This is a genomic window from Parabacteroides acidifaciens, assembly GCF_003363715.1.
Lineage (GTDB): Bacteria > Bacteroidota > Bacteroidia > Bacteroidales > Tannerellaceae > Parabacteroides > Parabacteroides acidifaciens.
This window is the reverse complement of record NZ_QREV01000012.1, coordinates 69,671-95,248: the sequence shown is the minus strand read 5'-3', so window position 1 is coordinate 95,248 and position 25,578 is coordinate 69,671. Positions and strand designations below refer to the sequence as shown.

General features: G+C 44.2%; 21 protein-coding genes. 4 read left to right on the top strand and 17 right to left on the bottom strand.

The genetic code is table 11. From position 1 onward, the window contains the following. Window positions 1–13: 13 nt before the first annotated feature. The 6 genes from DWU89_RS07430 to DWU89_RS07405 form a co-directional block, all read right to left on the bottom strand. Window positions 14–2,173, bottom strand: coding sequence for an alpha-galactosidase (locus DWU89_RS07430; protein ID WP_115499011.1), 2,160 nt, complete (start codon window positions 2,171–2,173; stop codon window positions 14–16). 204 nt (window positions 2,174–2,377) lie between these two features. After that, window positions 2,378–3,289 carry a dihydroorotate dehydrogenase gene (locus DWU89_RS07425; RefSeq protein WP_115499010.1) on the bottom strand — a complete coding sequence of 304 codons (912 nt, stop codon included), beginning with the start codon at window positions 3,287–3,289 and terminating at the stop codon, window positions 2,378–2,380. After that, window positions 3,277–4,056 (bottom strand): dihydroorotate dehydrogenase electron transfer subunit, encoded by a 780-nt coding sequence (locus DWU89_RS07420; protein WP_115499009.1) that lies wholly within the window; start codon window positions 4,054–4,056, stop codon window positions 3,277–3,279. Before DWU89_RS07420 ends, DWU89_RS07425 begins: the two co-directional genes overlap by 13 nt. Window positions 4,057–4,116: 60 nt before the next feature. Continuing rightward, entirely contained in the window at window positions 4,117–4,566 is a 450-nt protein-coding gene (locus DWU89_RS07415) for a helix-turn-helix domain-containing protein (RefSeq protein ID WP_115499008.1), read from the bottom strand. Window positions 4,567–5,413: 847 nt separating this feature from the next. After that, window positions 5,414–6,436, bottom strand: a complete 1,023-nt coding sequence (gene holA, locus DWU89_RS07410) for a DNA polymerase III subunit delta (protein WP_115499007.1) — start codon at window positions 6,434–6,436, stop codon at window positions 5,414–5,416. 29 nt (window positions 6,437–6,465) lie between these two features. Continuing rightward, the gene (locus tag DWU89_RS07405; RefSeq protein WP_115499006.1) at window positions 6,466–7,242 is read right to left on the bottom strand and encodes an AMP nucleosidase; all 777 of its coding nucleotides are present in this window, start codon (window positions 7,240–7,242) and stop codon (window positions 6,466–6,468) included. Between the two features lie 54 nt (window positions 7,243–7,296). Here DWU89_RS07405 and DWU89_RS07400 point away from each other — a divergent pair, with 54 nt between their 5' ends. Then, a complete protein-coding gene (locus DWU89_RS07400) occupies window positions 7,297–7,746 on the top strand; it encodes a type I restriction enzyme HsdR N-terminal domain-containing protein (protein WP_115499005.1) in 450 nt (149 codons plus the stop codon). A gap of 414 nt (window positions 7,747–8,160) precedes the next feature. Here the strand turns inward: DWU89_RS07400 and nqrF are convergent, their stop codons facing one another. Genes nqrF through DWU89_RS07365 form a run of 6 tightly spaced genes read right to left on the bottom strand, consistent with a single transcriptional unit; the run spans window position 8,161 to window position 14,156 of the window. After that, window positions 8,161–9,447 carry an NADH:ubiquinone reductase (Na(+)-transporting) subunit F gene (gene nqrF / locus DWU89_RS07390; RefSeq protein ID WP_115499003.1) on the bottom strand — a complete coding sequence of 429 codons (1,287 nt, stop codon included), beginning with the start codon at window positions 9,445–9,447 and terminating at the stop codon, window positions 8,161–8,163. A gap of 28 nt (window positions 9,448–9,475) precedes the next feature. Continuing rightward, window positions 9,476–10,093 (bottom strand): NADH:ubiquinone reductase (Na(+)-transporting) subunit E, encoded by a 618-nt coding sequence (gene nqrE / locus DWU89_RS07385; protein WP_115499002.1) that lies wholly within the window; start codon window positions 10,091–10,093, stop codon window positions 9,476–9,478. Between the two features lie 25 nt (window positions 10,094–10,118). Beyond that, window positions 10,119–10,748 (bottom strand): NADH:ubiquinone reductase (Na(+)-transporting) subunit D, encoded by a 630-nt coding sequence (locus DWU89_RS07380; protein ID WP_115499001.1) that lies wholly within the window; start codon window positions 10,746–10,748, stop codon window positions 10,119–10,121. A 6-nt stretch (window positions 10,749–10,754) separates the two neighbouring features. Next, window positions 10,755–11,567 (bottom strand): NADH:ubiquinone reductase (Na(+)-transporting) subunit C, encoded by an 813-nt coding sequence (gene nqrC, locus DWU89_RS07375; protein WP_115499000.1) that lies wholly within the window; start codon window positions 11,565–11,567, stop codon window positions 10,755–10,757. 13 nt (window positions 11,568–11,580) lie between these two features. After that, the gene (locus tag DWU89_RS07370) at window positions 11,581–12,783 is read right to left on the bottom strand and encodes an NADH:ubiquinone reductase (Na(+)-transporting) subunit B (RefSeq protein ID WP_115498999.1); all 1,203 of its coding nucleotides are present in this window, start codon (window positions 12,781–12,783) and stop codon (window positions 11,581–11,583) included. Window positions 12,784–12,806: 23 nt separating this feature from the next. After that, window positions 12,807–14,156 carry a Na(+)-translocating NADH-quinone reductase subunit A gene (locus DWU89_RS07365; RefSeq protein ID WP_115498998.1) on the bottom strand — a complete coding sequence of 450 codons (1,350 nt, stop codon included), beginning with the start codon at window positions 14,154–14,156 and terminating at the stop codon, window positions 12,807–12,809. A gap of 126 nt (window positions 14,157–14,282) precedes the next feature. Between DWU89_RS07365 and DWU89_RS07360 the strand changes: the two genes are divergently transcribed. Next, window positions 14,283–15,557, top strand: coding sequence for a type IX secretion system plug protein (locus DWU89_RS07360; protein ID WP_115498997.1), 1,275 nt, complete (start codon window positions 14,283–14,285; stop codon window positions 15,555–15,557). Between the two features lie 178 nt (window positions 15,558–15,735). On the opposite strand, the gene guaD is transcribed toward DWU89_RS07360, so the two are convergent. From guaD to DWU89_RS07345, 3 genes are read right to left on the bottom strand one after another with little or no spacing between them, the layout of a single operon-like run. Further along, window positions 15,736–17,037, bottom strand: coding sequence for a guanine deaminase (guaD, locus tag DWU89_RS07355; protein ID WP_115498996.1), 1,302 nt, complete (start codon window positions 17,035–17,037; stop codon window positions 15,736–15,738). A 6-nt stretch (window positions 17,038–17,043) separates the two neighbouring features. Continuing rightward, on the bottom strand, window positions 17,044–17,940 hold the full coding sequence (locus tag DWU89_RS07350) for a cation diffusion facilitator family transporter (protein WP_115498995.1): 897 nt from the start codon (window positions 17,938–17,940) through the stop codon (window positions 17,044–17,046). Between the two features lie 24 nt (window positions 17,941–17,964). Next, window positions 17,965–19,146: a CHC2 zinc finger domain-containing protein gene (locus DWU89_RS07345; RefSeq protein WP_115498994.1), complete on the bottom strand. Its 1,182-nt coding sequence runs from the start codon at window positions 19,144–19,146 to the stop codon at window positions 17,965–17,967. 244 nt (window positions 19,147–19,390) lie between these two features. Between DWU89_RS07345 and DWU89_RS07340 the strand changes: the two genes are divergently transcribed. Together DWU89_RS07340 and DWU89_RS07335 are read left to right on the top strand one after the other, a co-directional pair. Further along, entirely contained in the window at window positions 19,391–21,976 is a 2,586-nt protein-coding gene (locus DWU89_RS07340) for a DUF5686 and carboxypeptidase-like regulatory domain-containing protein (protein ID WP_115498993.1), read from the top strand. Window positions 21,977–21,991: 15 nt separating this feature from the next. Further along, the gene (locus DWU89_RS07335) at window positions 21,992–23,320 is read left to right on the top strand and encodes a Na+/H+ antiporter NhaC family protein (protein WP_115498992.1); all 1,329 of its coding nucleotides are present in this window, start codon (window positions 21,992–21,994) and stop codon (window positions 23,318–23,320) included. Here DWU89_RS07335 and DWU89_RS07330 read toward each other — a convergent pair. Further along, window positions 23,289–23,864 carry a DJ-1 family glyoxalase III gene (locus DWU89_RS07330; protein ID WP_115498991.1) on the bottom strand — a complete coding sequence of 192 codons (576 nt, stop codon included), beginning with the start codon at window positions 23,862–23,864 and terminating at the stop codon, window positions 23,289–23,291. The two genes, DWU89_RS07335 and DWU89_RS07330, sit on opposite strands and share 32 nt — an antisense overlap. Beyond that, window positions 23,861–25,510 (bottom strand): PAS domain-containing hybrid sensor histidine kinase/response regulator, encoded by a 1,650-nt coding sequence (locus DWU89_RS07325; protein ID WP_115498990.1) that lies wholly within the window; start codon window positions 25,508–25,510, stop codon window positions 23,861–23,863. The genes DWU89_RS07330 and DWU89_RS07325 overlap by 4 nt, the downstream gene beginning before the upstream one ends. Window positions 25,511–25,578 lie beyond the last annotated feature (68 nt).

Below are 25,578 nucleotides of genomic sequence, written 5' to 3'. Positions count from 1 at the left end.
ACAGGTATTTGTTTTATTTGACCTCCGTGATTTCAATCACGTGGCTGTTTGTCGGTCTGCTTGAAAAGACCGGAATCCCCACATTCATCAGAAACTCACCCGAGAAGGTCCGGCCGTTACATTCCAGTCTGGACTTAGTTCCCGGAACCAGATTGATTTCCTTGAGTTCATAACGGGCATCTTTTTTCAATCCCTGTAAACGAAGGGGTTGCATCATCTCTGCATATCTCGGATACATATCGAAAGCAAACAGAACAGCCTTGTTTGCACTTTCATTCGCATACATAACGGCAGCGTGTTCGCTTTCATAAGGAGATGCCAGACGATACTGGTCGCCATCCAGAATCACGTCGCTCAAACGTTTAAAGTTTGCCACAGCTTCCTTGCAATATTGCTGGTCAGCCTGGCTCATTTCATTGATCCGGATATCAAAGCCTAACTTACACATACTGGCAACATCCGTACGGAACTTAACTGGCTGTTTTCCCCAACTCGTGACGTGGGCGGCCATGCTCTTTGCAGGGAAGAAGTGTGAATATCCCCACTGAATAAAGATGCGTTCCACCGGTTCGGTATTGTCACTCGGCCAGAATTCGGTAAAGTATTTCAGTGCTTCATAGTCGCAACGGCCACCGCCACCGGAACACAACATCATCGGCAAGTTTGGATATTTCTGCTTGATACGTTCCAAAACATTATATAAACCACGTACGTGTTCGATATATAAATGAGACTGCTGATTCTTCAAATACGGAGAATAGATATTCGTAATCGGACTATTACAATCCCATTTGAAATAGGCAATACCCGGATATTTCGTCATCAAACCGTCCACAATGCCATACACAAAATCTTGCACTTCCGGATTGCTCATATCCAGAACCATCTGATTTCTAAAGTAATATTCATCCCTGTTAGGCAGATGAATCACCCAATCCTTATGTTTTTCATACAGTTCGCTCTTCGGATTTACCATTTCAGGTTCAATCCACAAACCGAACTTTATACCTTTATCCGTCGCTTCCTTAACCAACTTTCCGATACCGTTAGGCAACTTGGTTACTGTCTCTTCCCAGTCGCCCAATCCCTGATGGTCACTGCTACGGGGATACTTATTGGCAAACCAGCCGTCGTCAAGCAGGAACATATCTACCCCTAAAGTCGCAGCTTCGTCCATAATCGCAATCAATTTGTCTTCATTAAAGTCAAAGTAGGTCGCTTCCCAGTTATTCAGCAAGGTCATACGGGGCTTTTCACCGTCTTTCAACTGATATCTACGTGCCCAGCGTTGGAAATCGCGGCTGGCTTTTCCTTTTCCTTCCGCGCTGTACGTGAATATAAATTCCGGTGTACGGAACACCTCGTTCGGTTTCAGGGAATATTCCGAAGCATACGGGTTGATCCCGGAAAGAATACGTAAACTGTTTTCGTTGTCCACTTCGAAAGTGAAACGGTAATTACCTGTCCATCCGATTGTTCCAAACAAAACTTCTCCCACATTTTCTTCCGCTTTCCGATCCAGGGCAAGCAGGAAAAACGGGGAACAGAACATATTGGCACGGCTTCCCAATTTCGTATCCAGCATCTTTTTCCCAAAAGAAAGCTCGCTTTCCTTCATGTTCACTTCGTGCGCCCAATCTCCCGAAAACTCGGTCAGAAAATACTTGCCGCTGTTCAGATGAAGCAAAGAGGAAGCATAATTATAAAGGGTTACCGGCTTTTTCTCCTGATGGGATATTTCCGCAAATTCTTTAATAATATTTTCCTTCGGATAGGCAATGAAATGCAGCTTCACTTCTACAGGATATTTATCATCCTTCAGTGTAATCACAGTCTCATTCGCTCCCGGCTGAAGTTGCTTGCTTTCGTGGGAAACATACTTCAAAAGCAAAGAAGGATTTCCATCATTATGTAAAACACGGATTGCAGGCTCGAAATAGTCTTCCATTCCATGTGTTATATACGCTTCATTCCCGAGCGGCAACTGTGCGATATCCGAGTCAAAAGATAACTTTTGCCCCAGATAGGACTGATATAATCGCCCGTTGCTGTCATCAACCTTATAAATAAGGCTAATATTGTCGGTTGTAATGGGTATTACAGTTTTCTCATTAGCTCTCAGCACTGCTGATACAGCCATCAAGCATAGCAAAAAAAGGAGTCTGATCTTCATGTTTTTCTTCTATAAATTATTAATTTGATATTACAAATCCAAGGTTTATTATATATACGAGCAAAGATATAATAATAATTGGAATAATAACAATTCGAATAGATAAAAATACAATAAAAAAGTCCGTAAAACGGCTTGTTATACACGTTTTACAGACTTTTCTTTCTTTTATTTCTCCCAAAGGGATTCTTTCATATAATTTTCCTATACATCCAATGCACCGATCAGTTCCCGGACAGATGAAAATCCATGCCTGTTGCAATAGTCTTCCATCCCCTCTATAACCTTTATACTGGCAGTCGGATCAACAAAATTATATGTCCCGATCTGGATAGCTGTTGCTCCTGCAAGCATAAATTCGACTGCATCTTTCCAATTGGAAATACCTCCCAAACCGATAATAGGAATCTTCACGGCCTTATATGTCTGCCATACCATCCGCAGGGCAACCGGCTTTACGCAGGGACCGGAAAGGCCACCGGTTATTGTAGATAATACCGGTTTACGCTTCTCGGTGTCGATAGCCATTCCCAGCATCGTGTTGATCAGTGAAACGGAGTCTGCCCCTTCAGCTTCTACCGCCCGGGCAATCTCCGTAATATCGGTTACATTAGGGGAAAGTTTTACAATAAGGGTCTTCGGATAAACCTTGCGGACTGCCTTCACAACCTCACTTGCCCCGCAAGTCGTTACCCCGAATGCCATACCTCCCTGCTTCACGTTCGGGCAGGAAATATTCAGTTCGATAGCCGGAATTTTGTCCAGTTCGGCAATCTTTTCGGCACATTCCACATACGTTTCGACAGATGAACCGCTCACATTGACGATCATGTTCGTATCGATATCCTTAATATCCGGATAAATATGATCGACAAAATACTGTGCGCCTTTGTTTTGCAGGCCTACTGCATTCAACATTCCGGATGGTGTTTCCGCCATGCGGGGATACAAATTACCTTCACGTGGCTGGATAGTTGTACCTTTCACAAAGATACCGCCCAACCGGGAGATATCCATGAAATCGGAATATTCCACACCGTACCCGAAAGTACCCGATGCTGTCATAACCGGGTTCTTCAATTGTAAATTACCTATGTTTACGTTTAATTCAGCCATGTCAATTTTTCTATATTAAATACAGGTCCTTCAGTACACACACACACATGATGCTCATCCTTAGTCTTTTCCACACAGCACAGGCAAGCACCTATACCACAAGCCATTGTGTTTTCAAGAGAGACTTCACAAGAGGTGGAAACAGTGTCCGCATATTTGGCCACAGCCATCATCATCGGCTTAGGTCCACAAGTGTAAATCCGATCGAAATGAATTTCTTTCAATATGGAATGATTGGTCACATATCCTTTTTCGCCCAATGAACCGTCTTCAGTTGTAACATATACGGTCCCGATCTGTTCGAATTGTTCCAATTGTAACACATCCTCTTTCGAACGGGCTCCCAAAAGGAAAGTCGGTGTATATCCGACATTCTTCAAGACTGCCCCCAAGTATAACATCGGAGCTGTACCGACCCCGCCACCGATCAACAGGAGTTTTTCGCCTTTATCGGCAGGCGTTGTGAAACTGTTTCCCAAAGGCAACATAATATTTACAATATCACCCGGCTTGTATTCGGCCATCCGGCGTGTTCCGTCACCGACCAATTGAATCAGTAGCCACAATTCATTTGTCGCTCTGTCCACATAATTAATAGAGATGGGACGACGAAGAAATGTTGTAGGAGAGTTATCCACACGTACCTGTACGAACTGGCCCGGAAGCATTTCCGGCAAGATCTGATCAGATGTTAGTTTAAGCAGGCAGTAATTTTTGTGAAGGCGGCGGTTTTCAGTCACCTTCATGTCAAGCATGTACTTCTTCATATAATGATTAGTCAAATTCTATACAAAGATACATGAATATGATGTATAAACCAAAACAAGCTATTCTTTCTTGTCTTTTTCGCTTATAAAAGTATCAAATGTATTATCAGAATAAAAAATCATTATTTTACTAACTTTTTTAGCATTCGTTTCTTGCTGTATAATTTGCTCTACTACAGGCATTTTTGTATTGTTTACAGGTGTGTCAACCCTCGTTTCCTTGCGATATTCGAGAGCAGCTTGCCCTTCGGACGGATTTATCGCCGTATTTTGGAACAAATCAGGCTGTGTCAACACATGTTCCCGTATCATTTCACCTTTGCCAAAGAGGAGCCAGTCGGAATCTACATAAGTGAACCGTTCCAGAATTTTAATAAGGACATCCAGGCTAACATTATTTCTTCCATTCAAAATATGTGACATGGCTGAACGCTGGATACCGATTGCTTCAGCAAATTTAGAAGGAGTCATACCTTCCCGTTCCCTTATTTTAGTGATACGTTCTATCATCTTTCTGTATATCCTTAATTTGTTTAGCAAAATACTGACATTGTGTCTGCTTTTTATCAAAAATCATACACAAACCAATAACGATACAAATATAAACTATAATTCTCAATTGTGCAATTTATCTATATAAACTTAAACTGATATTTTTATATACAACAGAATACATTTGTAATGGTTATTATTGTAAACAGGGATTTTAAGCATAAAAACCATGTTAAAGTAATACTTTCACTATATAACCTATTTTATTGTTATCCTTATCATTATAAAACACAAAAACAAGATTGTTCTTTGTTTTTATGAGCATTTGTACACAGATGTAGCCTTATAATTAACGTGTCAGATTAATATTTCAACGTAATTAACTGGTTTATGCTTATTTATGCGAAAAATAGAAAGTTTGGCTGAAAGGTCTGTTTTTACCAGTTTATAATAGTAATGTAAACATAAACAAATGTTTCCTTATTGAATTTTGTTTACAGAATACAATTGTATTCGTACATAAATTATACAAACAGTCGTGTTTACAATCGTAACACCTGTAATTAGGTTTACATTTCAATACTATAATTTGTTTTGATATTATGGGATACTGACAGAATGTCCCGATTTACGAATGTTATCTTACCTGGCCAATCTCTTTTGGCATTGGTGAAGGCTAAACCTCTCTTTTTTGATGATTTTTGTGAACGGATGGTAAGGCGAGAATAAATATTCAACTCACGAGTGGGTTAAAATGAGTATAATGAACTGAAAAACAGAAAGAAGAGGCTTATTTTCCCGGTCTATTTTTTTGTTATTCCAGGAAAAAGCCCCTTCTTTCTGCTTATTGGGTATAAAAAGTTGTTTAATGAAGTATTTTGTAGAGTAGCTCCTTCAGAAGTTCGGCATCCGATACCGATGTATTTTCCACTCCTTTCGAGCGGGCGTCCGTCATACGGATATCACTGATCAGGTTAAAGACCTTCATAGCCGAATAGTTTCGCATTCCCAAAAGATAATCTTTGACCTGGAAAGTTCCCCTAAGACCAAGTGCCGTCATCAGACCGGTCTCGGAACGGTCCTTCGTATAATAGCAGATCAACAGGTTTGAGAAGTAGTTAAATAATACAGGAAGGGTCATCTGGATCGGATTGCTTTTCGGGTTCTTTTCGAAGTACTGGGCAATCCTGTTTGCCTTCAGGACATCCTTCATGGCAAGTGCCTTTATCAGCTCGAAGTTATTGTATTCTTTACTGATTCCGATATTCTGCTCTATTAACTCCGGCGTGATGCGTTTTGCTCCCTTTTCCGGCAGGATCAACGCCAGTTTATCCAATTCCTTGCTCAAGCGGCTTAAATCGTTTCCAAGGAAATCTGAGAGCATTTGAGCGGCTTTATTATCGATCCCTATAGAACGTAGTTGCATGAATGAACTGATAAAGGCCGGCATCTTATAATCGGGGATTTTTTTAGACTCGAATAATACGCCTATTTTATCGGTCGCAGCTGCTAATGCCCTGCGGCGGTCCAACGTTTTATATTTGTAATTAATGACCAGAACAGTCGACATTAATGGATTTTTTACATAGTTCGACAGCACTTCTATATCACGAACTAATTGTGCTTCCCGGACTACCACTAACTGATATTTTGACATCATCGGAAAACGGCGTGCCGCATTTATTATCGTAGCTGCATCCGTATCGGCTCCATACATGATAACCTGGTTAAAATCCCGTTCGGATTCCTCCAATACATTTTCGAGCAACAATTCCGTTATCTGGTCCATAAAAAAAGGTTCGTCACCCATCATAATATAGACAGGCGCAAACTTTTTTGCCACTATATCCCGGCATATTTCCTCGTATGTATATTCTTTTTTAGCCATATTTTCGCGTAATCACTCTTTTATTCCAATTACCAACTGAAGCGGATATGACGGATTGTTTTCTTTCCGTCGATAATCTGACGAAGCGCTTCCACTCCCAACATGAGATGCTCTTCAGCAAAGTTTTTTGTCACGGCCCGGTCACTGGCTTCCGTCTTCACTCCGTCTTCTTCCATCGGCTTATCGGAAATCATCAGCAGCGCACCTGTCGGGATCTTGTTGGCAAAGCCTGCCGTAAACAGTGTCGCAGTTTCCATATCGATGCCGGTGGCATGCGTCCGCCGAAGATAATCTTTAAAATCGTTATCGTATTCCCATACCCGCCGGTTCGTTGTGTAAACCGTACCGGTCCAGTAATCTTTTCCCCGGTCGCGGATTGCAGACGAAATGGCGCGCATCATCGAGAAGGCCGGAAGCGACGGTACTTCCGCCGGAAGGTATTCGTTTGATGTTCCTTCCCCGCGTATGGCAGCGATCGGCATGACGTAGTCACCCAGGTTATTCGTCTTTTTCAACCCTCCGCATTTCCCCAGAAAAAGGACTGCCGTCGGTTTGATCGCAGACAACAGGTCCATGATCGTAGCCGCATTCGCACTACCCATTCCAAAGTTGATGATCGTTACACCGTTGGCGGAAGCATTCGGCATCGTGTTCTTCAGCCCTAAGATCGGGACATTGAAATGTTCTGCAAACAGCTCCACATATTTCGTAAAGTTGGTAAGCAGGATATATTTATCAAAGTCTTCCAGTTTCCGTTCCGTATAGCGCGGCAACCAATTCTCGACAATTTCTTGTTTTGTTTTCATAAATCATTACCTTTGATGGACTGTTTTCGCAGAATAAAAGAACAAATATAGTAAATGCTGACATTAAACTTACCTGGTTTCGCGCCTAAAGTAACAGAAAAAGATGGAAAACGTACGATCTTTGATCCCGTACGCCGTAAATATGTAGCCCTGACTCCGGAGGAATGGGTACGCCAGCATTTTGTCAACTATCTGATTTCTTTCAAAAATTATCCGAAAGAACTTCTGGCCAATGAAGTATTGGTAAAACTGAATGGAACGTCAAAACGCTGCGATACGGTTGCTTATAACCGCTTTTTAGCGCCTTTAGTGATTGTCGAGTACAAAGCCCCTACCGTCAGCATCACAAATGCCGTATTCGACCAGATTGCGCGTTATAATATGGTTTTGCATGTCGAATACCTGATCGTAAGCAATGGACTCAACCACTATTGTTGCAAGATCGACTACAACAACCAGACTTATGTCTTTCTGAACGGTATTCCCGGATATGACGAGCTGTAAATTACAGGATGGATGCGGTTTGGTCCTTGTAAATCAAAATGGAATCGCTTATTTGAGTATTGGCCGGCCTGTCGACATAGACAGAATTACTATCCTTTATAACAGGCTGTTCCGCTGATTCCTTCTCATTAAAAATGAGAGAATAACCTAAGATAACCGCAAAAAAAGATAATATCAACGCTTTCATAATCTATTGCAATTTTAAAATCATATACAAGTATGATGTATTTAGAACGGGAAACGCTGCACTATATTACAAAAGAAATGTATTTTTTTTGTCACCCATTTGTAATACCGAGTTTCCCTTCCCTTGATTTACAAGGATAACATTCTAATAAACAGAATAGTTCTAAAATAAAAAGCGGGAAAAGAAAAAATCTCTTCCCGCTTCTTTTATTTTGATCGAATGACCGTTTATGCACCGAAGTCGTCGAAATGCAACATTTCACGCGGCACACCCAAATTGTCCAACATGTTTTCCACAGCCTTTGACATCGGGCCCGGACCACACATGTAGTATTCGATATCTTCCGGAGCTTCGTGATCCTTCAGATAAGTATCGTAGATTACCTGGTGAACGAAACCGGCCGTGTACTTCACTCCTGCTGCATCGGCTACAGGATCCGGACGGTCGAGCGCCAGATGGAATGTGAAGTTCGGGAATTCTTTTTCGATTTCCAGGAAGTCTTCCAAATAGAATACTTCGTTCAGCGCACGGGCACCGTAGAAGTATGACATCTTGCGGTCTGTCGTCTTCAACGTCTTTGTCATGTGCATGATCTGCGCACGCAACGGAGCCATACCGGCACCACCGCCGACCCACATCATCTCGCGCTTGGAGTCGAAGATCGGATGGAAATCACCGTAAGGACCGCTCATCGTCACTTTATCACCCGGTTTCAGGGTAAAGATATAAGAAGAAGCGATACCCGGCATCACATCCTGGAAGCCCACCTGGGGTTTCGGCTTGAACGGCGGTGTGGCGATACGAACCGTCAACATGATACGGTCGCCTTCCGCAGGATAGTTAGCCATAGAATAAGCACGGATAGTCGGCTCGTCATTCTTGCACTTCAGCGTGAACAGACCGAAGTTTTTCCATGCCGGCAGATATTCGTCACCGATCAGGTTCTTGTCGATATCTTTGTCATAATCCATTGAGTATGCAGGAATCTTGATCTGGGCATAAGAACCCGGCAGGAAGTCCATGTGTTCGCCCTTAGGCAATGCCACGATAAACTCTTTGATGAAAGTAGCCACGTTCTTGTTGGAGATCACTTCGCATTCCCATTCCTTTACGCCGAATACTTCGTCCGGAACCTGAACGACCATATCTTCCTTTACCTTGCACTGGCATGCCAGACGCCAGTGTTCCTTGATCTGCTTGCGAGAGAAAAAGCCCTTTTCAGTCGGCAGGATTTCTCCTCCGCCATCGATTACCTGTGCACGGCACTGGCCACATTTACCACCGCCACCACAGGCAGAAGACAGGAAGATACCCCCGCTCTGCAAAGCGCCCAACAGCGTTCCGCCTATCGGAGTTTCTATTTCTTTTTCTTTATTTACCTCCAGCTTTACATTTCCGGATGGTACCAATTTTGCTTTAGCGAACAAAAGTGCGGCTACCAGAATCAGTGTTATCACAAGGAAAACAACTGCACTGGCTGCGATTGTAAGTCCGCCCGACATTAATAAAATCATCTTTATCTGTTATTTAATGCGTTAATACTTAAATCTTAAGACCTGAGAAGCACATAAAGGCCATACCCATCAAACCGGTGATGATGAAGGTAATACCAAGACCCTTCAACGGTTTGGGAATGTCTGAATATGCCAGTTTTTCACGGATAGCAGCCATACCTACGATAGCCAGCAACCATCCGATACCAGAACCTAAGCCATACACAGTTGCAACACCTACATTCGGGAATGCTTTCTGCTGCATAAACAGAGAACCACCCAGGATAGCGCAGTTTACAGCGATAAGCGGCAAAAAGATACCCAGGGAAGCATACAGAGAGGGTGAAAACTTCTCGATAACCATTTCAACCAATTGCACGAAAGATGCAATAACGGCGATAAAGATGATGAAAGCGAGGAAGCTCAGATTCACATTTGCGAAATCCGGCCCCAACCAGCTCAATGCACCTTCTTTCAGTACATAGTTTTCAAGCATATAGTTGATCGGCAGTGTACACAAGAGCACGAATGTCACTGCTATACCTAATCCTAAAGCTGTCTTCACATTCTTGGAAACAGCCACGAACGAACACATACCTAAGTAGTATGCGAAGATCATGTTGTCTACAAAAATCGAGCGGACGAATGTGCTTAATAATTCTTCCATTCTATTATTCTTTTAATAGTTAGCATTAATTTTCCTGAAGTTCCTTGTTACGAGCACGATGAACCCAAATAATCACAGCAATCACGATCAACGCCATCGGAGGCAGGATCATCAAACCGTTGTTCACATAACCGAAGTCATAGAATGCCTGCGGAATTACCTGGAAGCCTAACAGTGTGCCGGAACCTAACAGTTCGCGGAAGAAACCGACGATCACCAGTATCAACGCATACCCGAGGCCGTTGCCGATACCGTCGAGGAATGATTCCCACGGGCCGTTACCCAAAGCAAATGCTTCCAGACGTCCCATCAGGATACAGTTGGTAATGATCAGACCGACAAACACGGAAAGCTGTTTGTTTACATCGTAAGCAAATGCTTTCAACACTTCACTAACAATAGTTACCAACGCAGCTACAACCACCAACTGTACGATAATACGGATACGGTTAGGAATTGTATTACGGATCAATGAAATGATTACGTTGGCAAAAGCCACAACAGCCGTTACTGAAATACCCATTACAATAGCCGGCTCCAGTTTTGATGTTACAGCCAGCGCAGAGCAGATACCCAGCATCTGGACGACAACAGGGTTGTTGGCGCTAAGCGGGCCTAACAGAACTTCTTTATTCTTATTCGATAATAATCCCATCTTCTCTTAATTTTGTGAGGTTAAAAATTTGACATAACCACTCAAACTGTTGAACAACATCGCGTCGACACCTTTACTGGTGATCGTACCGCCGGAAATACCGTCAACATAATCCTGGCCTTCCACACTCTTGCCGGGTTTTACTACGGCAACAGATTTGAATGTTCCATCCATAAACAGCTTTTTGCCTTTAAATTCACTGCTGAACGCCGGCTTGGCGATTTCGGCACCCAGACCCGGAGTTTCCCCCTGGTGGCTGAAGTCGGCGCCGTACACCGTGTTCTTATCGCTATCTACGGAAATATATCCCCACAGCGGGCCCCACAGACCTGCACCATGCAAAGCCATGATGTATTTTGTCTGGCCGTCTACATTAGCTACGAAAACCGGGTATTCGTGTTCGGTAGCAGCCTTTACTACATCGGCAGCAAAAGCATCGCCGTCCACCTTCTGTCCGTTTTCATTTACCAGGAATGCCTCCTTGATCAATTCGTTATATTTAGCTTCAGCTTCATTGGCAGAAACCGCTACGTTAATAGAACGCAGAATCTGCTGGCGCTTGTCGTTTTCTTCATTCTTCTGCTGGAAGCTTCTCAGCGACTGGGAAGTGAAAGCCAACACGACGGCTACCAGAACAACCATTACCGAAGCATATACAACCGTATAAACATTGCTATCCCGGTTCATACCCTTCTTGGCTGCAGCCTCGTCTTTCACTTCTTCGAAATCGGAAGCAGGAGCTGCACATATAGGACAAACATCCGGAGCTTTATTTCCTTCGTGGATATATCCACATACTTTACATTTATATTTAGCCATACTCCTTCTTACTTTATTTGATTACACGTTTCAATCTGCGGTTGATGTTAGCTTCCACTACGTAGTAGTCGATCAGCGGAGCAAATACATTCATCAACAGGATAGCGAGCATCATACCTTCGGGATAACCCGGGTTCAACGCGCGGATGATAATAGCCATGGCGCCAACCAGGAAGCCATAGATATATTTTCCTGTTTCCGTACGGGCTGAAGTGACAGGGTCGGTAGCCATAAACACGGCGCCGAATGCGAAACCACCCAGGAACAGTTGATCCAGCGGAGATACGCACATCGAAACTGTCGTTCCGACCATATTGAAGATCAATGACATGACAGCACCACCGACAAACACGGAAACCATTGTCTTCCAGCTTGCGATTCTTGTAAACAGAAGGATTACGGCACCGATCAGAATTGCCAATACGGATGTTTCACCGATTGAACCCGGAATCAGACCCAAGAACATGTCCCATGTGGAAATCGGATGTCCGAGAACATCGACTGCCTGGAACGAATTGATCAGTTCCTTGCCTGCAATTGCAATCTGTCCCAGCGGAGTTGCACCGGAGAAACCGTCCACAACCTGACCGCCACCAATACCGAACGTGTCGGCTGTACGGACAAACACCTGGTCGCCCGACATGGCTGCCGGATAGGCAAAGAACAGGAATGCACGTGTAACCAAGGCTACATTAAATACATTATATCCCGTACCGCCAAATACTTCTTTTGCAAAAACAACAGCGAATGCAGTGGCAACAGCAATCATCCACAGCGGAGTGTCCACCGGAACGATCATCGGGATCAGGATACCGGAAACCAGGAAACCTTCCTGAATTTCTTCCTTCTTCACCTGGGCAACCGCAAACTCGATACCCAAACCTACTACATACGAAACAATGATTTTAGGCAATACAGCCAGAAAACCAAAAATAAAAGTCATGAGAAATCCCGGATCAGTACCAACCGCAAGGTTATGCTGATAACCGACATTATACATACCAAAAAGCAAAGCGGGCAACAAAGCTATGATAACCACGGTCATCGTACGCTTCGAGTCAATATAGTCATGAATATGTACGCCTGATTTGGAAGTCGCATTCGGAACAAATAAGAATGTTTCGATACCTTCAAAAACAGAACGGAACATCGCCAGCTTTCCGCCTTCCTCAAAGTTAGGCTTAATCTTGTCGAGGTAATTCCTTAACGCTTTCAATGTATTCTAATTTTTTAATGTTATTAATTCATTTCCTTGTATAACAGATTCAAGCCCTGACGAACGATCTTCTGGATTTCAAGCTTGGATGTGTCAACAAATTCGCAAAGTGCAAAATCTTCGGGAGCCACTTCGTAGATACCTAAGTTTTCCATCTTGTCGATATCGAACGTGATGATTGCCTTCAGCAGGTATTCCGGCATGATGTCCATCGGGAATACGCTTTCGTATTCGTTAGACATGATCATGGCGCGTTTGCCACCCTTGATGCGGGCGTCGATTACATACTCTTTGTTCTTACCCATCAGCCAAGTCGGGAAAGAGTGGCTGACACTGTATTTTCCAAAGCCGGGAGTAGCCCAACCGAAGAAATCGTATGTTTCGTCGCCTTCCGGGATTACGGTAATCTGATTGTCGTAAGCGCCTAAGTAGTCGTCTTTCATCACCTTCGTACCGGTCAGCACATTACCGCTGATGATACGGACGTCTTCGTTCCCTTTCAGGATCTTTCCGGCAACCAGGCTGTCGATCGTACAACCGGAGATAGCCTTGATATATCCTCTTTCTGTCGTTTCGGAACCGGTCAGCACAACCAGGCGGCTGAAATCGGCAATACCTTTATTGAACAGACGGCCGATTACGATCACATCGGCAGGATTTACCGTCCAAACCACTTCGCCTTTGTTGACAGGCTTGATGTGATTAATCTGTACTCCCACATTCGCTGCAGGATGCGGACCTTCCACTTCCACTGTTTCAACACCTTTCACACTGACGGAAGAACCTTTGCGGACACCGACATAAACCTTACCGGCGGTAAGCTTTGCCAATGCATCCAACCCTGTCTGGAAATCTGCTTCCTGACCTTTCACGATGAAATCGAAGTTCGGCGCTAACGGTGCGGAGTAGAATGCAGAAACAAAGATGTCACGCGGAGCATCTGCCGGCGAAGCGACGATGTCATACGGACGTTGTTTGATATAAGGCCACAAACCGGCATTCAGGATTGCGTCCTTAACCTCCTCTCCTTTCAGAGAAGCTACATTTTTCTTGCCGAAATCCTCGTACTCGATCTGCGCATCCGGCTTAACAACAATGCTAAGCACTTTACGCTTCTCTCCTCGGTTTACGGCAGTTACTTCGCCACTGACAGGCGAAACAAACTTGATCTCCGGGCGGTTCTTATCGATCATCAATACAGAACCGGCTTTGACTTTTTCTCCTACTTTGGCAACAACTTTGGGTACAATACCGTTATAATAATCGGGAACGATCGCGTAAGTATCGCTTTTCCCCCCGTTTAACAGTACGTCCGAAGCTTTGCCCTTCAGATTAATGTCTAAACCCTTTTTAATCTTAATCACATTTGCCATGATACAACTAAAATTGTTTATATGTAATTTTCCCGCAAAAGTAAGCAATTTTTTATGCTTTAAAGCAGGCGAAAGGAAATAATTAAAGAAATAATTCCATAATTTTGCATTGTCAAAGAAAGAAATATGAAAAAGAGAGTGTACAGTTTGCTTTTTATGTCGCTTTTTGCCCTTTCCATCGGGGCAAATGCACAAGTGAAGTATTTTACCGACGTCAACAACAAACAGATAAAGACGCTTCAGGTGAAAGTGGCCGGCGAGTTGATATCCGAGCCCTATATCGCTTTGGGCGGCGACGAGCGGATCGAAATCAATTTCGACGGTTTGGGCAGCGGGTACACACGGTATGCCTACAACGTCATACACTGCAATGCCGACTGGACACAATCGCAGTTAAGCCCCATCGAATACATGAACGGTTTCCAGGGAATGACAATCGACGATTTTGCCAATTCCATCGGGACAACCACCCAATATTCCAACTACCGCCTGTTGCTTCCGAACGACGATGTCCAGTTCAAAGTTTCCGGGAATTACGCCATACAGGTCTATAAGGAAGACAATCCGGACCAGATCGTGTTTACGGCCTGTTTCTCGGTGGCCGAACCTGTCATCAACATCGCTGCTTCCGTCAGCGGGAATACGGACATCGACACCAACCAGAGCCATCAGCAGGTCAGTTTCACCATCAACAACAAGAATTTCCCGATCACCTATCCGCAAACAGACCTGAAGATATATGTCTATCAGGACAACCGGCGCGATAATGCCGTCACCGACCTGCAACCGATGAGCATTTTAGAAAACCAGATTTCCTATGCTTACAACCGCAACCTGATTTTCCCTGCCGGAAACGAATACCGGCGTATGGAGTTCCTGAGCAACAAATATAACGGGATGCACGTCGAAGACATCTCTTATCACAACCCTTATTATAATGTGGAACTAATGACCGATTATAAACGGGACAAAGGAACCTATCAGTACGACCAGGACCAGGACGGGCGTTTCTTCATCCGTTGCAGCGGTTGCAACGATCCTGATACGGAAGCCGATTACTACATCGTGCATTTCGCGCTTGCCTGTGACCCGTTGCCCGATGGAAATGTCTATCTGAACGGTGAGCTGTATAATAATGTATTGGACGAAAAGAGTAAAATGGGCTATAACTTCGAAACAAACCAATACGAAAAAGCCGTCCTGCTGAAACAAGGCAGCTATAACTACCAATATTTGTTTGTCCCTACCGGATCTACGGTCGGACAGACCGGACCGATAGAAGGCAACTTCTACCAGACGCAAAACGAATATAGCATCTACGTCTACTTCCGCCCGATGGGTGCCCGCTACGACCGCTTGATCGGCGTGACGACAGTCAGGAACGAAATGCAAGTGTTTTAGGAGATTACAAAAAAGCTTCAAGCGTACGAAAGTCTGAAACTTTAGTTTCAACAATTCCGTACGGTTGAAACTTTTGTTTCATGCCGATGGAACTTTAGTTTCACGGGACGAAAATTTAGTTTCCTCGGCTGAAACTTTAGTTTCGACCGCAGACACTTTAGTTTCAGTCGCAAAGACTTCACATTCGTTTCCCCATGATATAGGTTGCCACAATGTTACGGTCATCTCCTAAAGTTTGCAAACCGAAGAGTTTGTTCTCCAGTTCCCATTTCCCATTGCGTTCCAGATATTCCCGGCGTATTTGTTGGGAAGGGGTGGCGGCATAATCGAGAACGATGAAGTCTGCCTTCCGGCCTTTTTCAAAACTGCCTGTTTCATCCTCCAGATGGAGCGCCTTTGCGGCTCCTAAAGTACATTTGTAAAAGGATTCCAGTACGGACATCGGATATCCGTTGAGTTGCTGCACCTTGTAAGATTCGCCCATCGTACGAAGCAAGGAGTAAGACGTTCCGGCACCGACATCGGTCGCCAGCGTGGTCTGCATACCGATCCGGTTAGCCTGCCGCATATCATACAGGCCGCTTCCTAAAAAGAGATTGGAAGTCGGGCAATGAGCGATAACCGAACCGGCTTCTGCCAGGCGGCGGCATTCTGAATCCGACAGATGGATGCAATGGCCGAAAACCGAACGGTCTGTCACCAGTCCCGCCCGTTCGTACACTTCCAAATAATCCCGGCAGCCGGGACACAAGGAAAGTGTATTACAGATTTCCTCCTTATTTTCGGAAAGATGCGTTTGGATATAAGTATCCGGATATTGCTCATGCAAGCGTCCTGCGGCCTTCAGTTGTTCGTTCGAGCAGGAGATCGCAAAACGGGGAGTAATCACATAACGGTTACGCCCTTTCTTATGCCAGGCTTCGATCAGAGAACGGCTTTCGACCTCTCCCCGTACGGCTGTGTCGGTCAAACCATCCGGCGCATTACGGTCCATCAGCACTTTTCCGGTCATCATGCACATATTATATTCCGAAGCAACCGAAAAAAGAGCATTAACGGATGCAGCATGCACAGTCGCATATGCCATACAGGTCGTCGTCCCGTTCCGGAACAGTTCCTGCACGAAAAAGCGTGCGATCCGTTCGGCATGCTCCGGAGACGAGAAAGCCTGTTCGGCAGGAAAAGTATAGTCATTCAGCCACTCAAGCAATTGTTTCCCATACATCCCGATAATCTCGGCTTGCGGATAATGGATGTGAGAATCGATAAAGCCCGGCATTATCAGCTTGCCGGAATAGTCGATCCGTTCACAACCGGCGTAGCGGTCTTCCAGTTCCTTGAAAGGCCCGCAATCGATTATGATCCCTTCCTTCACGACCAACGCTCCGTCGGGGAAATACCGGAAAGCGTCACTTCTGTCCAAAGGCGAATCTGTAAAGTCGAAAACTTCTCCTCTATATAACTTTATCGTATCGTTCATCTTCCTTCATTTTACCGGTTCGACATGCAAAACAATATGAGTTGCCGGACCGTATTTCAACCGCAATTTCCGCTCTATCTCTTTTGTCAGTTCGTGTGCATGACTGACGGTTGTCTGGCCGTCCACACGGATATGCACCTCGATTGCAAAATCATTGCCAATACGGCGGGTACACAGATTATGCGGGTTCTTCACATCCGGAGTCTCGTTAATGACTGAAAGGATCTCGTCTTCCACTTCTTTAGGCAATGATTTCTCCAACAGGTCATTTATAGCAGGGAGGACCAACTGGAAAGCAACTTTTACAATCAGAATACTGACGATAACAGCCGCGATCGGGTCCAGCACACGCCAGTTGTCGCCCAACAGGATTGCACCGCCGATCCCAAGCGCCGTGCCTATGGAAGAAAAAGCATCCGAACGATGGTGCCAGGCATTCGCAATAACCGCCTGGCTGTTTTCCCGCCTGCCGACAGAAAGGGTCAGGCGAAACAACGCCTCCTTTATCATTATAGATACGACAGCAGCGAGCAGGGCAATTTTCCCCGGACTTTCAAGCGGCTCATCCATGAAATAAAATCCATATATCTTATTCGCCCCTTCCCAGAAAAGGCCGACTCCTACGCACATCAGGACGATACCGATGACCGAAGTGGCCAACGTTTCATACTTACCATGCCCGTAGTCATGCCCTTCATCCTTCGGCTTTGACGATATATTGATAAAAAGCAGTACGATTACATCCGTTACAAAGTCGGAAAGAGAATGGACGGCATCTGCAATCATGGCACTACTGTGTCCCAATACACCTGCTACAAATTTGAAAACCAGTAACAGGAAATTGGCTACCGACCCGGTCAGAGTCACCGCCATAATCTTTTTCTTTCTTGTATGCGCTTTCATTCTGCTTTTTATCTCGCAATCAATTTATCCGAAATATCGATATAAATAGTCCCAGTTTCTATCTAAAAGACCGGTCAGCTTGTCGACCTTGTTCCGCACTTGAATCAACTCGGACCGTAACTGGAGTTTCTCTTCCAATACTTGCACGCTTGCCAGCTGTTTCGTTATTTCCTCTAATCGGGCAATAAGACGTACGTTTACCGCATCCAGGTAATTCAGACGGGTAGACTGACGGATAAAATACTCAAATCGGGCTGGTTCCATCTTATAGTATAAAGATGATAATCCTTTTCTTGGCAAAGGAAAACGATATGGAGTTACTGAAAGATGCGATAATCGGGCGGCCGCTTTTGTCGCTCTGACCTGCTTGGATATTTCATCGGGGTACATAAAGACAACCTGATTCGTCTGTTTTAAAAGCGATTCGATGTGCCGATAAGTCAGTTCCGGCCCGCAACAGGCTACCGTATTGGTGAAACCTGCGGCATGCATGATCATTAAATCCTTGCTGTTCCATACCAAATATGCAAAACCGCATCGTTTTATAGCCTCGATTGCCTGATAAAGCCCCAACAGGTTTGTTTCTCTCAAATCCGCAGGAATGCAAAAGCCTTCTTCTTCTTCTTTTTCTTCCGGAACGTATTTAAGAAAACCTTGTAAACTTCCGCTATCATCCCGGACAGGGAAGAGCTTGCATCCGGAAATCTGTTCATAGGTATCCGGAAGGATATCTGCCGCCACACCAAGCTCCAAATATTGATGGGCATAGGCTAAAAGAGGACTACTGCATGAGTTGGAGGTGAAAGAGTTTAATAACATATTGAACTCTTTTTCTCTATGCTTGGCAGTAAACATACTCTTTTCTTTTTCCTTTTTCCGCTTACTCTTGCGGGCAAGGTATTCCAATCCATTTTCATCAATCGGAATATGGAACCAATCCACCAAAAGGCGTAATGCTTCCCCTTCATTACAACCGACTAACAGTTGTGTCAAGCGGACAACGTCACCGGCTTCTTTACAGACATCACACTCGTAGGTTTGATCCGTTACTTTTATTTTAAAAGATTTTTCATCATCTTTATGAAATGGACAACTACACATTAGTGTTTTTCCTGATTTACTTCCACGATGTAATTCCGCATATTTCTGAACTACATCTTCCAATCTTGCTTCTTGAGCGATTGTTTGCTTCAAATTTTTAATCATAATTAAATTTTGAGGTTTTTCTTGGATAATAAGGCAAATAACCAATTATTGATAAATCCCATGACCCAATCTCTCCTTTCTTTTTAAGAGAGAACAAATATATGGAGAATTTATCTATAAATCTCATCTTTACTATCCTGTATAAATATTAAAAGATAAAAAACTTAATATTGCCATACTTATCTAACCAATAAAAAAGTCTACCTTTGTTCCTACATTTCCGAGAAGGAAGAACGTTACATACATGATGAAACTTATTGGTTATATATTATTAATAGCTTTGTTACAGTCAGTAACAGGCATCTCCATCTTATACGCTCAGAGTTTTACATCGGCTTCCGGTATCGTAAAAGATTCGATCACCGGTGAGCCGCTCCCATTTGTGTCCGTATATTTTGACGGATCCACTATCGGGGCAATGACAGACGACGACGGAGTGTTTACTCTTCAAAATAATGAGGGATATACGAAGCTGGCAGCCGCCTCATTAGGATATGACACTAAGTTTATCGATCTCAAACCCGGTCAAAAGAACGACAATTTAGTGTTTTTGCTCAAACCGACCGCTTTCGAAATATCCGAAGTCGTAATCAAACCGAAGCGGGAAAAATATACCCGGAAAGATAATCCGGCAGTCGAGCTTATCAAAAATGTAATTGCACATAAGAATGACAACCGGATTGAAGCCAAACCGGAATACCAGACGGAAGTGTATGAAAAATTGAGTTTGTCGTTGGACAACTTCAACCCGAATCTTGACAAGAATAAATTTCTGAAGAAGTTTAAATTTATCAAGAACTATCTGGACACATCCGAATTCAACGGTAAACCGATCCTGACCGTTTCCGTTCGTGAAAACCTGTCGGATTTCTATTACCGGAAAAGTCCTAAGACAGAGAAGACAATAGTAAGGGCCAAGCGCATGCAGGGAATCGACAAATCTTTGGATGATGGCGGTGGTATCACTTCCAATCTGGAAGAAATATTCAAGAGCGTCAATATCTTTGATAATAACATTCCTATCCTGTTGAACCGTTTCGTCAGCCCTTTATCCTCTACGTTGGCGACCACTTATTACCACTACTATATCATGGACACGCTCGATATAGGAGGTGATAAATGCGTTGACCTCGCTTTCGTTCCGGCGAACAGCGAAAGTTACGGGTTTACCGGACGGCTTTATATAACTCTCGACGGTAATTATGCTGTCAAAAAGGTACTGTTGAACACACCTGCCAACATCAACCTGAACTGGGTAGACAAACTGCGTATCGAACAGGAATTCAAGCGAATGCCGGACAGTACCTGGGTGATCGACCAGGAAAACACCTTTGTCAATTTCTATGTGGTGAAAGGGACACAACAACTATATGCCCATCAGCTCAGGAACTATGATAACTATAATTTCAATGTCCAGAATGCCGATTCGGTCTTCGGCCTCTTGGGGGCGTTACATGTCTTGCCGGAAGCGACCGCGCAACCCGATACTTTCTGGATGCATAACCGTCCTATACCTCTGAAAGAAAAAGAAGATGCCTTGAAAGACTTATTGGCTCAATTGCGCAAGGTTCCTGCTTTCAATGCTATTATCAAGACGGCGGAGATACTGATTACGGGTTATATTCCGACTGCGAACGATAAAAAAGTGACCAAGTTCGACTTTGGCCCGATGAATACGACCTTCAGTGCAAACCATCTGGAAGGTTTCCGTATGCGTGTCGGAGGAATGACAACGGCAAATCTGAGCCCGTATTGGTTTGCAAGCGGCTATCTGGCATATGGAACAAACGACCGTAAATTAAAATACAACCTGAAGCTGACGCATAGTTTCAATAAAAAAGAATATCACGAAGGGGAAAATCCGGTCAACAACTTATCGTTTATCCAGGAATATGACGTGTACACGCCTGGGCAGGACTTCCTTTTCACCAGTAAAGATAACATTTTTGTCGCCTGGAAAGTCGGCGAACCCGTCACAAAGATGCAGTACATCCGTAAAAGTGTTTTGCAATACGAGAAGGAATGGCTGAACGGATTGACTTGGAAGTCATGGCTGATGAATCAAAACAATGAAGCAGCCGGAACGCTCCAGTACATTAAACGCGACGAGACCGGCAAATTATACCTGCTGAAAGATTTTACGACATCCGAGATCGGAACACAATTGCGCTTCGCTCCGGGTGAACGGTCTTATAATGGACGCTCGGGTAAAGAATCCGTATTCAACCTGTCTAAAGATGCTCCGGTCTTCAAGCTCTCCCACCAGTTGGGTATTAAAGGCGTATTGGGAGGTGACTACAATTATAACCATACGGAGATCAGCGCCGAAAAGCGTATCTGGTTGTCTTCATTCGGACATATCGATGCGCAATTGAAAGCCGGAAAGGTTTGGGATAAAGTTCCTTTCCCTCTGCTGGTCCTACCCAACACAAACCAGTCCGTTACAATCCAGCCGGAAGCGTTCCACATGATGAGTGCCTTGGAGTTTGTCACCGACCAATATGTATCCTTTAATGCGACTTACTACCTGAAGGGTTGGATACTAAACCGTATTCCGGGAATTAAGTGGCTGCGCCTGCGCGAAGTGGTTTCCTTTAATATGATATACGGCGGGTTGACGGATAAAAACAATCCGACTTTGACTCCGGGACTCTTCCTGCTGCCGGAAGGAACACAGCCATTAGGCAATACGCCTTATATGGAATGTAGCGTCGGTCTGGAAAACATATTCAAGATATTGCGCATCGATTATTACAGACGACTGACTTACCTGAATCACCCGGATATCAAAAAGGGAGGTATCAGGATTGCGCTACGATTCACGTTCTAATATTACGGTTTTGCAATGACAGATCAAAATAGTTCCCGACTCCATCACGCCCCAAACCCGTGGGCATTGACGCCACTGGCCGTTTTCCTGTTGTCCTACCTGGTTGTTTCCATTATTGCCGGAGATTTCTACAAGATGCCCATTACAGTGGCGTTTGTGGTTGCTTCGGTTGTTGCCATAGCTATTTCCAAAGGGGGGAAACTAAGTAACCGGATCGAACAATTTTGCCGGGGAGCCGCTAACAGTAACATCATGCTAATGGTACTGATCTTCATCCTTGCCGGAGCCTTCGCGCAAACGGCAAAGGCGATGGGGGCTGTCGATGCCACCGTAAACTTGGCTATGTCTATTCTGCCCGGCAATTTATTGGCGGCAGGCATCTTTTTAGCAGCTTGTTTTATTTCGATTTCAGTCGGAACTTCAGTCGGAACAATCGTCGCTTTGGCCCCCGTCGCTGTCGGGATTGCGGATAAAACCGGAATGCCCGATGCGCTCATGCTGGGTGTAGTCGTGAGCGGGGCTATGTTTGGTGACAACTTATCCTTCATCTCAGATACGACTATTGTTGCAACCCGGACACAGGGCTGCAACATGAACGATAAGTTTAAAGTAAATATCCGTATCGCTCTTCCTATTGCAATCCTGACAGGTATTATATATGTATTGATCGGTAGCGGGATAGACAGTACATACGAAACGGGGCCTATCGAATGGATCAAGGTTCTGCCCTATCTGGTGGTACTGGTAACAGCAATTTGCGGTGTAAATGTAATGATGGTTCTGATAATCGGAATTCTCCTTTCCGGCGTTGTTGGACTGATTACCGGAGGTTTTGATATTTGGGGATGGAATGCTTCGATGGGGCTTGGTATTACCAATATGGGTGAACTGATTATCGTCACTTTGCTGGCCGGAGGAATGCTGGAAATGATACGGTATAACGGTGGGATCGATTGGATTATTTTAAAGCTGACTTCCCATATCCGTTCCTCAAAAGGTGCAGAAGTAAGTATTGCCGCTTTAATCAGTTTCGCCAATCTTTGTACTGCAAACAATACCATCGCTTTGATTATGGCAGGCCCGATAGCCAAAGACATCGCAGACCGTTTCAAAATAGATCCGAGACGCAGCGCAAGCCTACTGGACATTTTCTCCTGCTTTGTACAAGGTATTATTCCGTACGGAGCACAGTTACTGATGGCAGCAGGCTTAGGACACGTCTCTCCTATCGAGATAATGCAATATCTCTATTATCCTTATTTATTGGGGGCCGGCGCGTTATTGGCAATCGCGTTCAACTATCCCCGGAAATTCACGATTCGGCCTGCGACGACTCCGGATTAGCCACAAGCAAAGCGGCTGCGACTTCTTCCGCGATCTCCTCGTCCTTAAGGTTTTTCAGGATTGTCAAGCCAAAATCGAACACAAAACCGGGACCTTTACAGGTTATGATATTTTCGTCTTGTTCCACCCCGTTCTCTGTCGGTATAGCTCCGACCATAGTCGGTTCGAAATAAGGGAAGCAGGTCGCTTTACGTCCTTTCAGCAGCCCTAATCCGCCTAATACCATCGGACCTGCACAGATAGCAGCCAAAAGCTTTCCTTCCTCATATTTCTGCATGACCAGTTCTTTCAACCGCGTACAGGTATTCAAATGATTACTGCCAGGTATCCCACCCGGTAATACCAACGCATCCGCCGCACTAAAGTCCGCATCTTCAAACAAGTAGTCGGCCACTACCGGTATATTATGGGCGCCCATAACCTGCAGTTCTCCCATAATCGATACCGTAGAAACCCGGACACCACCCCGACGTAAGATATCCGTCGTACCTAAAGCTTCAATCTCTTCAAATCCTGTAGCCAGGAATAAAAATACATTTTTCATACCTCTATCTTATTTAAATAATACTTAATCTTATGTTTCAGCATCGGAATATCTACCGGTTTGGTCAGATAATCGGTAAAATCATATTCCATTGCCTGCTCTTTTTCCTGTTTAAACGCAAAAGCCGTCAAAGCAAGGATCGGTACGCTTGCCGATAATGCCCGGATCTCTTTTGTTGCGGCATAGCCATCCATCACCGGCATTTTAATATCCATCAGGATAATATCCGGATTATATTTGTGGAACATTTCCACGGCCTGCTTTCCGTCTACGGCATGCAATAACCGGTATTTCCCTTTGAGAATCGCCTGCAATAATAAATAGTTTTCCAACACATCTTCTGCTATCAATATCGTATATTGCCCCGGTAGCGCATCAAGTACAGCGTCTTTTGCAAAAACGACATCCTCATTTCCTTCGGTGTCGAGCTTTTCCTCTTCATTGCCTATAGGAAGTGTGAACCAGAAAGTGGAACCTTTACCCGGTTCAGACTCAACGCCGATTTCGCCTCCCAATTTCTCCACGATCATTTTGCAGATCGACAGTCCCAAACCTGTCCCCTGGCGGAAGCTGTCCAGTTTGACAAAACGCTCAAACACTGTTGACAGCTTATCGGAGTCAATCCCGACGCCGGTATCGGTAACGGATAAGCGGACACATTCTTTTTCGACTTTGTAAGACAAGGAAATGAAACCGTAGGTCGTGCATTTGATCGCGTTGGACATCAGATTGTTTAGCACTTGTTCTATCCGTTGTGCATCTGTAAATACCCGGATAGAAGGCAAAAGGCTTTCATTGAACAACAAAGCAACATCCGATGTCATTTTCAGAGATTGGCTTACATATATATTATGGCAAACATCTTTCAAATCCACCCACGATTTGTTGTAATTAAGCGTACCCGATTCTATTTTCGCAAAATCGAGCATATCGTTGATCAGCTGCAACAACTGTTCACTGCTGTTACTGATAATGGACAGGTATTCCTGTGCCTCGCTGGCATTGTCCGTCTCCGTAATCAGATGGGAGAATCCGACGATTGCATTCAACGGAGTCCGGATTTCATGGCTCATATTCGCGATAAAAGCATTTTTCATTTTATCTGCTTCCTGAGCTTTGATCAAGTTCAGCTCATTCTCCCGTTGTTCGGTAATATCCCACATCATCGTTAAAATCAACGGAGAAGCTTCCGGGTCCGGATTGGTAATCAGCAAACGGATATTATTCACGATGCGGATTCCGCCATCCGGTTTTTCATATTCCACCATATATTTTTCCAGTCGTCCGTTTTTGATGGTCGAATAGTCTTCCGTACGCATTTCATGCGCCCGGCGGGAATCAGGAAACAATTCAAAATCGGTCTTTCCGATTATATCATCAGCTTTAACTCCAGTGAATTGTTCCGCCGCCTGATTAAAGTAGATATATTTGAAACCGGCAAAAATATCCTTTACCGATATTGCCACAAAAATATTGGACAAGATCGTATTCATAAGAATATTCAAAAAATTCAACTTTCTTTGATTAAGAAGGTTTTCATCTTGTATTTCAGACTTTTGTTGATTTTCGTAAAACGTCATCCCGGCTTCCAGCACTTCAATGCGATGGATCAGTTCTTCTTTCGAGAAATCGCTATATTTACTCATTTGTGAAATTATTTAAGGGTCACAACTCTTACATTACCTACTTGACAAATGTACTAAAAATATTTCAT